13 protein-coding genes are annotated in these 12,721 nt (G+C 62.3%); 8 read left to right on the top strand and 5 right to left on the bottom strand.

Annotation, left to right across the window (positions count from 1 at the left end):
- The first annotated feature begins 92 nt into the window (after window positions 1–92).
- From dnaN to NKH60_RS04040, 4 genes are all read left to right on the top strand, one after another.
- Window positions 93–1,211: a DNA polymerase III subunit beta gene (gene dnaN, locus NKH60_RS04055; protein ID WP_352613892.1), complete on the top strand. Its 1,119-nt coding sequence runs from the start codon at window positions 93–95 to the stop codon at window positions 1,209–1,211.
- Window positions 1,212–1,237: 26 nt separating this feature from the next.
- Window positions 1,238–2,386 (top strand): DNA replication/repair protein RecF, encoded by a 1,149-nt coding sequence (gene recF / locus NKH60_RS04050; protein WP_352613891.1) that lies wholly within the window; start codon window positions 1,238–1,240, stop codon window positions 2,384–2,386.
- Between the two features lie 76 nt (window positions 2,387–2,462).
- Window positions 2,463–3,224: a molybdopterin-synthase adenylyltransferase MoeB gene (locus NKH60_RS04045; RefSeq protein WP_352470078.1), complete on the top strand. Its 762-nt coding sequence runs from the start codon at window positions 2,463–2,465 to the stop codon at window positions 3,222–3,224.
- Window positions 3,221–3,709 (top strand): GNAT family N-acetyltransferase, encoded by a 489-nt coding sequence (locus NKH60_RS04040; RefSeq protein ID WP_352613890.1) that lies wholly within the window; start codon window positions 3,221–3,223, stop codon window positions 3,707–3,709. The genes NKH60_RS04045 and NKH60_RS04040 overlap by 4 nt, the downstream gene beginning before the upstream one ends.
- A gap of 64 nt (window positions 3,710–3,773) precedes the next feature.
- On the opposite strand, the gene NKH60_RS04035 is transcribed toward NKH60_RS04040, so the two are convergent.
- Window positions 3,774–4,775, bottom strand: a complete 1,002-nt coding sequence (locus NKH60_RS04035; protein ID WP_352470076.1) for a 2-hydroxyacid dehydrogenase — start codon at window positions 4,773–4,775, stop codon at window positions 3,774–3,776.
- 156 nt (window positions 4,776–4,931) lie between these two features.
- On the opposite strand from NKH60_RS04035, the gene NKH60_RS04030 reads away from it, so the two are divergent.
- Entirely contained in the window at window positions 4,932–5,489 is a 558-nt protein-coding gene (locus NKH60_RS04030; protein WP_352541270.1) for an SH3 domain-containing protein, read from the top strand.
- A gap of 81 nt (window positions 5,490–5,570) precedes the next feature.
- On the opposite strand, the gene NKH60_RS04025 is transcribed toward NKH60_RS04030, so the two are convergent.
- Complete coding sequence (locus tag NKH60_RS04025) at window positions 5,571–5,930, bottom strand: DUF4260 domain-containing protein (protein WP_352613888.1); 360 nt, start codon at window positions 5,928–5,930, stop codon at window positions 5,571–5,573.
- A 10-nt stretch (window positions 5,931–5,940) separates the two neighbouring features.
- On the bottom strand, window positions 5,941–6,372 hold the full coding sequence (gene irrA, locus NKH60_RS04020; protein ID WP_023676913.1) for an iron response transcriptional regulator IrrA: 432 nt from the start codon (window positions 6,370–6,372) through the stop codon (window positions 5,941–5,943).
- A 240-nt stretch (window positions 6,373–6,612) separates the two neighbouring features.
- On the opposite strand from irrA, the gene fabA reads away from it, so the two are divergent.
- The 3 genes from fabA (at window position 6,613) to fabI (ending at window position 9,298) form a co-directional block, all read left to right on the top strand.
- The gene (gene fabA, locus NKH60_RS04015; RefSeq protein WP_352470073.1) at window positions 6,613–7,131 is read left to right on the top strand and encodes a 3-hydroxyacyl-[acyl-carrier-protein] dehydratase FabA; all 519 of its coding nucleotides are present in this window, start codon (window positions 6,613–6,615) and stop codon (window positions 7,129–7,131) included.
- A gap of 120 nt (window positions 7,132–7,251) precedes the next feature.
- Window positions 7,252–8,472, top strand: a complete 1,221-nt coding sequence (gene fabB / locus NKH60_RS04010; protein WP_023676911.1) for a beta-ketoacyl-ACP synthase I — start codon at window positions 7,252–7,254, stop codon at window positions 8,470–8,472.
- A 13-nt stretch (window positions 8,473–8,485) separates the two neighbouring features.
- Entirely contained in the window at window positions 8,486–9,298 is an 813-nt protein-coding gene (fabI, locus tag NKH60_RS04005) for an enoyl-ACP reductase FabI (protein ID WP_352613887.1), read from the top strand.
- Window positions 9,299–9,334: 36 nt separating this feature from the next.
- On the opposite strand, the gene NKH60_RS04000 is transcribed toward fabI, so the two are convergent.
- Both NKH60_RS04000 and pnp read right to left on the bottom strand, forming a co-directional pair.
- The gene (locus NKH60_RS04000) at window positions 9,335–10,348 is read right to left on the bottom strand and encodes a class I SAM-dependent methyltransferase (RefSeq protein WP_352613886.1); all 1,014 of its coding nucleotides are present in this window, start codon (window positions 10,346–10,348) and stop codon (window positions 9,335–9,337) included.
- Window positions 10,349–10,437: 89 nt separating this feature from the next.
- Entirely contained in the window at window positions 10,438–12,585 is a 2,148-nt protein-coding gene (gene pnp / locus NKH60_RS03995; RefSeq protein ID WP_023676908.1) for a polyribonucleotide nucleotidyltransferase, read from the bottom strand.
- Between the last annotated feature and the right edge of the window lie 136 nt (window positions 12,586–12,721).

Below are 12,721 nucleotides of genomic sequence, written 5' to 3'. Positions count from 1 at the left end.
TCAGTTTACGCAGATTCTGAGCCTGTTCAGACCTTTCGCGGGGCGCCGCTTGCCGGAGACCCGTTCATTCATTCAAGCGAGCCTGTTTTGTCATGCGTGTTATCCTGGAACGGTCAAATCTCCTGAAGTCGCTCAACCATGTTCACCGCGTGGTCGAGCGGCGCAATACCATTCCGATCCTGTCGAACGTGCTGCTCAGCGCCGAGGGGGCCAGCCTTGAAATGAAGGCGACCGACCTCGACCTGGAGGTGACCGAAGCAACGCCGGCAAAGGTCGAACGTGGCGGGGCGACGACGGTCCCGGCACATCTGCTCTACGACATCGTGCGCAAGCTTGCCGACGGCGCGGAGGTGGCGCTGAAGACCGACGAAGACGGCAACGCCATGACGGTGACGTCGGGGCGCTCGAGCTTCCGCCTGCAATGCCTGCCGCAGTCCGACTTTCCCGAGCTTTCAGCCGGGTCGTTCTCGCATATTTTCCGGCTCGATTCCTTCGGACTAAAGGGCCTCATCGAAAAGACCCAGTTCGCCATTTCCACCGAGGAGACGCGCTATTATCTGAACGGCATTTATCTGCACACGCACGAGGCCGGCGGCAAGCTGAAGCTGCGCTCTGTCGCGACCGACGGCCACCGGCTGGCGCGCGCCGAGATCGATGCGCCGGCAGGCTCTGAGGGCATGCCTGGCGTCATAATCCCGCGAAAGACGGTCAGCGAGCTGCAAAAGCTGGTCGACGATCCCGATGTTGCAGTCACCACCGAGTTGTCCGACACCAAGATCCGTTTCACCATCGGCAGCGTTATCTTGACCTCCAAGCTGATCGACGGCACTTTCCCGGACTACCAGCGCGTCATTCCGACCGGCAACGACAAGAAGCTGATTATCGATCGCCAGAGTTTCGCCGCTGCCGTCGATCGCGTTTCGACCATTTCGTCCGAACGCGGCCGGGCGGTGAAGCTTTCGATCGCCGAAGGGCAGGTCACGCTTGCGGTCAACAACCCGGATTCGGGCAGTGCCACCGAGGAACTGGCGGCCGACTATTCGTCCGATCCGATTGAAATCGGCTTCAACGCCAAATACCTGCTCGACGTTGCCGCGCAACTGACCGGCACGGAGGCGAAGTTCATGCTGGCGGATGCCGGTTCCCCGACACTGATCCACGATATGGCCGACGAGACCGCGCTCTACGTGCTGATGCCGATGCGGGTGTAGGGCCCGAACGGGGCCATCTTGCTGTCGTGACCAGATCTGCAAAACCGCAGCAGACGTACATAAGTAAGCTCATACTTACGAATTTCCGCAACTATGCGGCGTTGGCAATCGACCTTGATCCCGGCGCTGTCGTTTTCTCCGGCGACAATGGCGCCGGCAAGACCAATCTGCTTGAAGCGATCTCGCTGCTCACGCCGGGCCGCGGCCTGCGCCGCGCACCCTATTCCGAGGTGGCGCGCGAAGGCGGCGACGGTGGCTTTGCGCTGCATGCCCGGCTTGACGGGCCGGAAGGCCAGGTCGAGATCGGTACCGGAATATCGGGCAGCGACGGCGAAGCCGGCCGGCGGGTGCGGATCAACGGCGCGACGGCACGCTCAGCCGAAGACATGCTGGAATGGCTGCGCGTGGTCTGGCTGACACCGGCCATGGACGGCCTGTTCCCCGGGCCGGCTGCCGACCGCCGGCGCTTCCTAGACCGGCTGGTGCTGGCGATCGATCCTGGCCACGGCCAGCGCGCGCTTGACTACGAAAAGGCAATGCGCGGCCGCAACAGACTGCTCGCCGACGGTTCACGCGACGGTGCCTGGTTCGATGCGATCGAGATGCAAATGGCCGAGACCGGCGTGGCGATTGCCGCGGCGCGTGCCGAACTGGTGCGCCTGCTCGCCGCCATGATCGACCGGCTGCCCGGCGACGGACCGTTTCCGCAAGCCGACATCGGCATCTCTGGCGAACTGGAAGGCGAACTCGGTATTTTGCCGGCCGTCGACGTAGAGGAACGGTTCCGTCGTGCGCTTGTCCAGGGGCGCGACCGCGACCGCACCGCCGGACGCACGCTCGACGGCCCGCACCGTTCCGACCTCGTGGTGCGCCACCGGCCCAAGGCGATGCCGGCCGAGCTCTGTTCGACCGGCGAGCAGAAGGCGCTGCTGGTCGGCATTGTCTTGTCGCATGCGCGGCTAACCGGTGAGATGTCGGGCATGACACCGATCCTGCTGCTCGACGAGATCGCCGCCCATCTCGACGGCGGTCGACGGGCGGCCTTGTTCTCGATCCTGGAGGAACTAAACTGCCAGGCCTTCATGACCGGGACCGATGCCGCGTTGTTTGACAGCCTCAAGGGACGCGCGCAATTCCTGACCGTCGATCACGGCACGGTCAGGCCGACCATTTGAACTTGGTTCATGGCGCACTTCTGAGCGGCATGCATTGATACCTGACAAGCTTTTTCCTCCGCTATATGGTCCGGCGATGATCACAGCCGCCCTCACCGATGAAGAGCTCGAACGCTACGCCCGCCACATCGTGCTGCCCGAGATCGGCGGCGCCGGCCAGCAGCGGCTGAAGCGGGCGCGGGTGCTCGTCATTGGCGCCGGCGGATTGGGAGCGCCTGTGCTCGAATATCTCGCCGCCGCAGGGATTGGCACTCTCGGTATCGTCGACGACGACATCGTTTCGCTTTCCAACCTGCAACGACAAGTGATCCACGGCACGGACATGGTCGGCATGGCAAAAACCGACAGTGCCAGAGCGGCGATCATCCGCATCAATCCAAACGTCGTCGTGGAAGAGCACAATTTCAGGCTGACCGTCGACAACGCCCCTACCCTCATTGCCCGTTATGACATCGTCGTTGACGGCTCCGACAATTTCGAGACACGCTACGCGGTGGCCGACGCCTGCGCCGCGGAAAGCCGGCCGCTCGTGCATGCCGCCGTTGGCCGCTTCGACGGCTCGGTCACCGTACTGAAGCCATTCGAAACCGGCCCGGACGGCAAGTTGAACCCAAGCTACCGCGATCTCTTTCCCGAGGCGCCGCCGCCGGGACTTGTGCCATCCTGCGCGGTGGCCGGCATTGTCGGGGCGCTGACCGGGGTCATCGGCACGCTGCAAGCCATGGAAGCGATCAAGCTGATCACCGGGATTGGCGAGCCGCTGGTCGGACGACTGCTGCTCTACGATGCGCTGGCGGCACGCTTCGACACGATCCGCTACAAGCGAACCAGCCCATGAGCCTGCCTGCCGACGTTTCCATCGTGCAGCTTGCGGCCGATTTCGACCGTTGGGACGAGGTGCTGGCGCTGGTCATGCGCGCCTTCGCCTTTATGGACGAGGTTATTGACCCGCCGTCCTCGGCGCATCGGCTCACCGTTGAAAATCTCAGGGCTAGAGCGCTGGAGGAGACAGCATTCCTGGCACTGAAGGGAAACGAGATCGTCGGTTGCGTCTTCGTCCTGAAGCGCGCAGACGACCTCTATATTGGAAAGCTCGCGGTCGAGCCGACGCTTCAGGGACAAGGCATTGGAAAACAGCTGATGCAGGCCGTCGAAGATCTTGCCCGCAGCCGCAACAGGACCGCCATCGAGCTCCAGACCCGGGTCGAACTGACTGGAAACCACGCTGCCTTCGCCCGCCTCGGCTTTCGCGAAACCGAACGGACAGCACACAAAGGTTACGACCGGCCGACCTCAATCACCATGCGCAAGGTGCTTTTGTAAGCAAACGCTATCCAAAAGCGAGCAGGCAGCTGCCGCGACCAGAATTCGCTGCCACGATGGCCGGTCACGCCCGCAGCGGCAGCACGCGGTCGGGCGGGCGATGACCGTCGAAGAAGGCGCGGATGTTGATGATTACCTTCTCGCCCATGTCGATACGGCCTTCGAGCGTCGCCGAGCCCATATGCGGCAACAGCACGACCTTGCCTTTGTGGGCGAGTTTCAGCAGCTTGCTGTTCAGCGCCGGCTCGTGCTCGTAGACGTCGAGGCCGGCGCCGGCGATCTTGCCGTCATGGATGAGCTTGACCAGCGATTCCTCATCGATGATATCGCCGCGCGCGGTGTTGACTATGTAAGCTGACGGTTGCAGAAGCGCCAGCCGCCGCGCCGAAAGCAGGTGGAAGGTTGCCGGTGTCGATGGACAATTGACCGAGATAATGTCCATGCGGGCGAGCATCTGGTCAAGGCTTTCCCAATACGTGGCTTCCAACTCGTCCTCGATTGCCGGCAGTACGCGGTGGCGGTTGTGGTAGTGGATCGAGAGGCCAAACGCCTTGGCACGCCTGGCGACGGCGGTGCCGATGCGACCCATGCCGACAATGCCGAGCCGTTTGCCCCAAATGCGCCGGCCGAGCATCCAGGTCGGCGACCAGCCCGCCCATTTCTTATCGCCGGTCAGCACGTTGGCGCCTTCGGCCAGCCGCCGCGGTACGGCCAGCATCAGCGCCATGGTCATGTCGGCCGTATCTTCGGTCAGCACGTTCGGCGTGTTGGTCACGGTGATGCCTTTCTTGGCCGCTGCCGCAACGTCGATCTTGTCTACCCCATTGCCGAAATTGGCGATCAGCTTGAGGTTGTCGCCGGCCTGGGCAATCAGCGCCGCGTCGATATTATCGGTGACGGTCGGCACCAGCACATCGGCCTCCTTGACCGCAGCCACCAGTTCCGGCTGCGTCATCGGCCTGTCCTCCACATTCAAGCGGGCGTCGAACAACTCGCGCATGCGGGTCTCGACCGGGTCGGGCAATTTGCGCGTGATGACGACGAGGGGCTTCTTTTTGCCTGCCATTGTTTTCCTCGAACCCGATCTCGTTGAGACCTCTTTAACCAAGAACGGCGAAACTGAGAGCCGATCGCGGTACCGGTCATTCATGTAACAAGCGGTTCCGCCGAAGACAAAGAAAAAGGGGCGAAGGCCGATGGGCCGGTGCCGAAAGGAACGAAAGTGTCTGGTTTCGCGTCGCTCCGCCTGACCCTCAGTGCAGCATTCCTCGGCGCTCTCATCCATAGCCCACTGGTGATGGCGCAAAGTGCCGCCGCACCCGCCCAGAGCATCACGCTCGGACCAAGCGGCTTGCCGCTGCCGCGCTTCGTCAGCCTGAAATCCGGCCGCGTCAACTCGCGCGTTGGGCCGGGCGTCAATTATTCCGTCGACTGGATGTATATGAAGCCAGGCCTGCCGATGGAGATCATCCAGGAGTTCGATACGTGGCGCCGTGTGCGTGATGCCGACGGCTCGGAAGGCTGGATCAATCAGTCGCTGCTTTCGGGCCGTCGCACGGCGATCGTCGCCCCCTGGCAGCGCGGCAAGGACGCTCGCGTCAACCTCCTTGACGACCCGGCAAAAGACGCAGGCGTCATCGCGATCCTCGAACCGGGGGTGATGGGCACGATCAAGTCCTGCGATGGCCAGTGGTGCGAAATGACCTTCGACGGCCATACCGGCTGGCTCGCGCAGTCGCTGGTCTGGGGTGCCTATCCCGGCGAAAAGGTCAAGAACTGACTTTTCCGAACCGCAGGTCGGGCCAGCGCTGGAAGCACCGGATCCGGCATTTGTTTCGCTGATCTTCGGTTCGGGGATGGTTTAGCGGCCGATGCGGCCGAGATGGGTATCCTGGAAACTGCTTGACAGCTTCAAACCGTAGCCCAGAGCGCGGTCGATGGCGATGTGGGCGATCCAGATCAGCGCGACAGCTATCGCCATTGCATTGTCAAAGACGCTGCCGAGAAGCGCCAGCAGAACGGGCAAGATCAGTGTGTGCAAGGCGTTGTAGGCGACGGCCCCGACGCGCGGCCCGGCGATGTAACCCAGCATCGACAGGTCGGGCGCCAGAATGAGCACGGCAAACAGCCACCAGGAAACACCGGCGATTGCATAGAAGACAAGAGCCGCCACCGCGACGGCGACCCATTCGAGCCGGAGCGTCAAATCCAGGAATTTCATAAGATGCCGGTCAGTCGCAGCGTTTCGGACGCAGTCTCACCACGATATCGACATTGGCGATCTCCATGCCCTCCGGCGGCTCCGGCAGGTTGGAAACCGTCACCGGGCCGCTGTCGATATCGAAGATCCTGTTTTCGCCCTCGATATAGAAATGATGGTGATCGGAGGTGTTGGTGTCGAAATAAGTCTTCGATCCCTCGACGGCAAGGATGCGCAGAAGACCGGCCTGGGTAAACTGGTGCAGAGCATTGTAGACGGTGGCCAGAGACACCGGCACGCCGGCGGCAAGCGCCTCCTCGTGCAGTTCCTCGGCCGAAAGATGGCGGTCGCCCTTGGCGAAAAGCAGATCGGCCAGCGCGATGCGCTGGCGTGTCGGCCTCAGACCGGCCTCACGAACCCGCTTGTCCACAGCGACATTATCCTTCCGGCAACCCAGATCCATCTATCCGTCGCGCTCACAGTTCCGCCTCAGACAGGTCCAAAATGGCAGAAATTGAGCATCTGCCGAAACTGGACGTGTCCTGAGATATATTCTGTCGACCGAATGCGATCAATAGCGCGCATTGACCCGGGCAGACGGGCAGGTTAAGCGCAAACGCCGGTTTCCGGCCTGAAACAGATTGTGTTAGGAAACCACCGACAAGGGCTCCTTTCGCGCGGGACGATCACGGGGACGAGATTGATGGCGGATCCGAAATCCAGCTACGGTTACGAGGAATTGCTTGCCTGCGCCCGCGGCGAGCTGTTCGGACCGGGAAATGCGCAGTTGCCCTATCCGCCGATGCTGATGTTCGACCGCATCACCGAGATCAGCGAGACCGGCGGTGCGTTCGACAAGGGTTTCATCCGCGCGGAATTCGACATCAAGCCGGATTTGTGGTTTTTCGCCTGCCATTTCATCGGTAATCCGATCATGCCGGGATGCCTGGGCCTGGACGCCATGTGGCAGTTGACGGGGTTCTATCTCGGATGGCTCGGTGAACCCGGCAAGGGGATGGCGCTGTCGACCGGTGAGGTGAGGTTCAAAGGCATGGTCACGCCTTCGGTCAAGAAGGTGGAGTATGGCGTCGACTTCAAGCGCGTGATGCGCGGTCGGCTTGTGCTTGGCATCGCCGATGGCTGGCTGAAGGCAGATGGCGAGCCCATATACGCGGCAACGGATCTGAAGGTCGGTCTGTCCAAGCAATCGGCCGCCGTCTGAACGAAGACCCTGCAGTACGACGTCTTGGACGTCTGATGAACGCTGTAGCACTTTAATTTTGCGCATGGTTCCATTCCGGAAATTGATTTCAGGTTCGGGGTCCGCTGGAAGGAGTTGCGAATGAGACGGGTCGTAGTCACAGGTCTCGGCATCGTGTCGTCGATAGGCAACAATGCCAACGAGGTGCAGACCTCGCTGCACGATGCCAGATCCGGCATCAGCTTCTCCGACTCTTTCGCCGAGCATGGCTTCCGTTGCCGGGTGTGGGGTGCGCCGACGCTGGACCCATCGGGCATGATCGACCGTCGCGCCATGCGCTTCCTGTCGCAGGGTGCTGCCTGGAACCATGTCGCAATGGACCAGGCGATCGCAGACGCCGGCCTCGACGAGGCCGACATCACCAATGAGCGCACCGGTATCGTGATGGGCTCCGGCGGACCGTCGACCCGTGCAATCGTCGAGGCGGCCGAGACCACGATCAAAAACGGCAGCCCCAAGCGGATCGGGCCGTTCGCGGTGCCAAAAGCGATGTCGTCGACCGCGTCGGCGACGCTTGCCACCTGGTTCAAGATCCACGGCGTCAACTATTCGATCTCATCGGCCTGCTCGACGTCTGCGCATTGCATCGGCAATGGCTACGAGCTGATTCAGTGGGGCAAGCAGGACATCGTCTTCGCCGGCGGCCATGAGGATCTCGACTGGACGATGTCGGATCTCTTCGATGCCATGGGCGCCATGTCGTCCAAGTTCAACGACAGGGCGTCGGTCGCCTCACGCGCCTACGACGTCGATCGCGACGGTTTCGTCATTGCCGGCGGCGCCGGCGTGCTGATTCTTGAAGAGCTCGAGCATGCCAAGGCACGCGGCGCCAAGATCTATGCCGAGATCGTCGGCTATGGCGCGACATCGGACGGCTACGACATGGTGGCGCCGTCGGGCGAAGGCGCGGCGCGCTGCATGAAGCAGGCGCTCGCAACGGTGTCCTCGCCGGTCGACTACATCAATACGCACGGCACCTCGACGCCGGTCGGCGACTCCAAGGAAATGGGCGCCATCCGCGAGGTGTTCGGCGAGAAGATGCCTTTCATCACGTCGACCAAATCGTTAACCGGCCATTCTCTGGGCGCCGCCGGCGTGCAGGAATCGATCTACTCGATCCTGATGATGCAAGGCGGCTTCATCGGCGAGAGCGCCCACATTGAGAACCTCGATCCGGAATTCGAGGGCATGCCGATCGTGCGCAAGCGCATCGACGATGCAAGGATCGACACCGTTTTGTCCAATTCGTTCGGTTTCGGTGGCACCAACGCAACGCTGATTTTCCAGCGCTATTCCGCATAAGGATTTGCCGACCATGGACGGATTGATGAAGGGCAAGCGCGGGCTTGTCATGGGTGTTGCCAACGATCATTCGATCGCCTGGGGTATCGCCCGCAAACTGTCCGAACATGGCGCGGACCTCGCCTTCACCTATCAGGGCGAGGCCTTCGGGCGCCGGGTCAAGCCGCTCGCCGAGAAATTGGGCGCATCCCTGGTGGTGCCTTGCGACGTCGAGGACAGCGTGTCGGTCGCCGCGACTTTCGAGACTTTGGGGAAGGCGTGGGGCGGGCTGGATTTCGTCGTCCATGCCATCGGCTTTTCCGACAAGAACGAGCTGAAAGGCCTCTACGCCGACACGAGCCGCGACAACTTCATCCGCACCATGGTGATCTCCTGCTACTCCTTCACCGAGATCGCCCGTCACGCCGCCACATTGATGAAGGATAGCGGTTCGATGGTCACGCTGACCTATGCCGGTTCGGTCCGTGTCATGCCGAACTACAACGTTATGGGTGTCGCCAAGGCGGGGCTGGAGGCCAGCGTCCGCTATCTCGCCAACGACTACGGCCCGCGCGGCATCAGGGTGAACGGCATATCGGCGGGACCGGTACGGACGCTTGCGGGCGCCGGGATTTCCGACGCACGCCACATGTTCTCCTACCAGCAGCGCAACTCGCCGCTACGCCGTACAGTGACGATCGATGAAGTCGGCGGCTCCGCGCTCTATTTGCTGTCCGACCTGTCCTCCGGCGTCACCGGCGAAATCCATTATGTCGATTCCGGCTATCACATCGTTTCCATGCCGACGCTTGACGAATTGAAGCAGACCGACGGCGGGCGGGAATAGCGCGAGCGACGTATCGCCGGCTTGCCCCGCAGGATTTCAGCGTCGCGCCGATAAGACCTTGAACATGCCGTCGCGGGCGAGCTCCGCATGGCTGGAGAAGGCGGCCGCCAGCACCGGTTCGTAGGGAAGCTGGCGGTTTGCCACCATGAACAGCCGGCCGCCGGGCTTCAGCGCCTTGCCTGCCGCGCGGATCATGCCGGCACCGATTTCCGGCTCAGTCGCCCGGCTGCGGTGAAAGGGCGGGTTCATGACGACCACGTCGTAGCGGCGCTCGACCGGTTCGCTCAACAGATCTATCCAGAAGAAACGTGGCTCCACGCCTGTGTTGCCGACATTGGCCTTGGCCGCCTCCAGCGCCTCGAAATCCGCTTCGTAAAGGTCAAGCGCCGATATGCCGGGTGAGCGGGCGGCGACTTCGGCGGCGACATAGCCCCAACCGGCACAGAAGTCCGCAACGCTGCCACGCAGATCGTTGGGCAGATTTTCGACTAGCAGCTTCGATCCGGCATCGATCTTGTCGAAGGAAAACATGCCTGGGGCCGTGCGGAAGCGGTCCTCGACCACCAAGTCCGGATTGGCGGCGCGAAGCGTTGCCGCGGCAACGGTATCGGCCGGCCGGCGAAACCAGAAGGCAATGCCGTGATGCTTCGGCAGGTGGCCTTCGAGCGGCACAAGGGCGCCGACATGCTTGCGCAGGCTGGCGATTCCATCGTCCTTGCTGCCGGCGACGACGATCAACCCGCCTGGTGCTGCGCGTTCGACCGCTTCGGCAACGCGCAACTCGTTTTGGCCGCGATGGCGGCCAGCGAGCACAAATGCCGCGTCGAAAGCCTCGCCTTCGACCTGCGGCGTGACCGCGAAGCCGGACGCCTGCAAGGCGCGAAAGTGCGGCCTGAAGCCTTGGACAAGATGAAGCTTGGCATCAAAACTTTCCGGCAAGCGAAAGCCGGGCTCGGCACCGAGAAAGAGTATGCGTTGAACCTTTCGTGGCAGGGAGACAGCACCGGCCTCGAACGGATGGAAAAGCGTTTTCAGCGGCTCGGCGGACATTCACCACTCTTGAACTGCAAGGCTGTTGTTGAAACGCAAACGGGCGCGACCTTCCGGCGCGCCCGCTTCGATTGCATAGTTAGATCAGCTTAGGCGGCGTTTTCTTCGCCTTCGCTCTTCTTGTCGCGCACGATTTCCTTGCCGGTGGCCTGGTCGACGACCTTCATCGACAGGCGGACCTTGCCGCGCTCGTCGAAACCCATCAGCTTGACCCAGACCTTGTCGCCTTCCTTGACCACATCGGAGGTCTTGGCGACGCGGTCATTGGCGAGTTGCGAGATGTGGACGAGGCCGTCACGCGGACCGAAGAAATTGACGAAAGCGCCGAAGTCGGCGGTCTTGACGACCGTGCCTTCGTAGATTTCACCGACTTCCGGCTCGGCGACGATGGTGTGTATCCACTTCTTCGCCGCCTCGATCTCCTTGGCATTGGCCGAGGCGATCTTGACGGTGCCGTCGTCCTCGATGTTGATCTTGGCGCCGGTCTTTTCGACGATCTCGCGGATGACCTTGCCGCCCGAGCCGATCACGTCGCGGATCTTGTCGGTCGGGATGTGCATGACCTCGATGCGCGGCGCGAACTCGCCGAGCTCGGCACGTGCGCCGGACAGAGCGTGGGCCATTTCGCCGAGAATGTACTGACGGCCATCCTTGGCCTGGTCGAGGGCGATCTTCATGATCTCCTCGGTGATGCCCTCGATCTTGATGTCCATCTGCAGCGAGGTGATGCCGTAGGCGGTGCCGGCAACCTTGAAGTCCATGTCGCCGAGGTGGTCCTCGTCGCCAAGGATGTCGGAGAGCACGGCGAAGCGCTCGCCTTCCTTGATCAGGCCCATCGCAATGCCGGCGACCGGCTTGGCAAGCGGCACGCCCGCGTCCATCAGAGCCAGCGAGGTGCCGCAGACGGTAGCCATCGACGACGAGCCGTTGGACTCGGTGATCTCCGAAACGACGCGCAACGTATAGGGGAACTGGTCGGCGGTCGGCAGCATCGGCCGGATGGCGCGCCAGGCGAGCTTGCCATGGCCGATTTCGCGGCGGCCCGGCGAACCCATGCGGCCGGTTTCACCGACCGAATAGGGAGGGAAGTTGTAGTGCAGGAGAAACTTCTCCTTGTACATGCCGGTCAACGAATCGACATACTGCTCGTCCTCGCCGGTGCCGAGCGTGGCGACGACCAGCGCCTGGGTCTCGCCGCGAGTGAACAGCGCCGAGCCGTGCGTGCGCGGCAGGACGCCGACTTCCGAGACGATCTTGCGGACCGTCTTCAGGTCGCGGCCGTCGATGCGCGAGCCGGTGTCGAGGATGTTCCAGCGCACGACCTTGGCCTGGAGCTCCTTGAACACGGTGCCGATCTGTTCGGACGTGTATTTGGCCTCTTCGCCTTCTGCCGGCGCGAACGCGGCCTTGACCTTCGCCTTGACGGCGTCGACGGCGGCATAGCGCTTCTGCTTGTCGGTGATCTTGTAGGCGTCGCGAAGCTCGCCTTCGACGATCTTGAGCATCTCGGCTTCAAGTGCGGAATAGTCCGGCGCGTTGAAGTCGCGCGGGTCCTTTGCCGCGACTTCAGCCAGCTTGATGATCGCGTCGATCACCGGCTGGAAGCCCCTGTGGCCGAACATGACGGCGCCGAGCATAAGGTCCTCGCCGAGTTCCTTGGCTTCGGACTCGACCATCAGCACGGCGTCGGCGGTGCCGGCGACGACCAGGTCGAGCTTCGATTCCTGCATCTCGTCGACATGCGGGTTGAGCACGTATTCGCCGTTGATGTAGCCGACGCGGGCGCCGCCAACCGGACCCATGAACGGCACGCCGGACAAGGTCAGGGCGGCGGAGGTGGCGACGATCGACAGGATGTCCGGGTCATTTTCGAGATCGTGCTGGACGACGGTGACGACGATCTGGGTGTCGTTCTTGTAGCCTTCGGCGAAGAGCGGCCGGATCGGGCGGTCGATCAGGCGGGAAACCAGCGTTTCCTTCTCGCTCGGACGGCCTTCACGCTTGAAATAGCCACCCGGGATCTTGCCGGCGGCGTAAGTCTTCTCCTGGTAGTTGACCGTCAGCGGGAAGAAATCGAGGCCGGGTTTCGGCTCTTTCATTGAGACTACGGTGGCGAGAACCTTGGTTTCGCCGTAGGTGGCCAGCACCGCGCCATCAGCCTGACGCGCGATCTTGCCGGTTTCGAGAATGAGCGGACGGCCGCCCCATTCGATTTCGACTTTGTGGTAATTGAACATGTCTTGTCCTTCGTATGCGGAAAGGGCCGCGCCGTTTCAGCGTGCGCGGATGCCCCTTTCCCTTGGCTTCCTTTCTCGGGCAGCCACGGGCAAGACAACGGGAGGCTCGGCTTATTCGGCGCGGTGCCGCACGAGC

It is taken from the genome of Mesorhizobium sp. M1006 (genome assembly GCF_040318825.1).
Taxonomy (GTDB): Bacteria; Pseudomonadota; Alphaproteobacteria; order Rhizobiales; family Rhizobiaceae; genus Mesorhizobium.
The sequence above is the reverse complement of the archived record's forward strand: the minus strand, read 5'-3'. Positions and strand labels throughout refer to the sequence as shown.

Bases quoted from the DNA above. Each gene is read 5' to 3' on its own strand.
- dnaN (WP_352613892.1), top strand. From the start codon at position 93: ATGCGTGTTATCCTGGAACGGTCAAATCTCCTGAAGTCGCTCAACCAT.
- NKH60_RS04045 (WP_352470078.1), top strand. From the start codon at position 2,463: ATGATCACAGCCGCCCTCACCGATGAAGAGCTCGAACGCTACGCCCGC.
- NKH60_RS04040 (WP_352613890.1), top strand. From the start codon at position 3,221: ATGAGCCTGCCTGCCGACGTTTCCATCGTGCAGCTTGCGGCCGATTTC.
- NKH60_RS04035 (WP_352470076.1), bottom strand. From the start codon at position 4,775: ATGGCAGGCAAAAAGAAGCCCCTCGTCGTCATCACGCGCAAATTGCCC.
- NKH60_RS04025 (WP_352613888.1), bottom strand. From the start codon at position 5,930: ATGAAATTCCTGGATTTGACGCTCCGGCTCGAATGGGTCGCCGTCGCG.
- irrA (WP_023676913.1), bottom strand. From the start codon at position 6,372: ATGGATCTGGGTTGCCGGAAGGATAATGTCGCTGTGGACAAGCGGGTT.
- fabA (WP_352470073.1), top strand. From the start codon at position 6,613: ATGGCGGATCCGAAATCCAGCTACGGTTACGAGGAATTGCTTGCCTGC.
- fabB (WP_023676911.1), top strand. From the start codon at position 7,252: ATGAGACGGGTCGTAGTCACAGGTCTCGGCATCGTGTCGTCGATAGGC.
- fabI (WP_352613887.1), top strand. From the start codon at position 8,486: ATGGACGGATTGATGAAGGGCAAGCGCGGGCTTGTCATGGGTGTTGCC.
- NKH60_RS04000 (WP_352613886.1), bottom strand. From the start codon at position 10,348: ATGTCCGCCGAGCCGCTGAAAACGCTTTTCCATCCGTTCGAGGCCGGT.
- pnp (WP_023676908.1), bottom strand. From the start codon at position 12,585: ATGTTCAATTACCACAAAGTCGAAATCGAATGGGGCGGCCGTCCGCTC.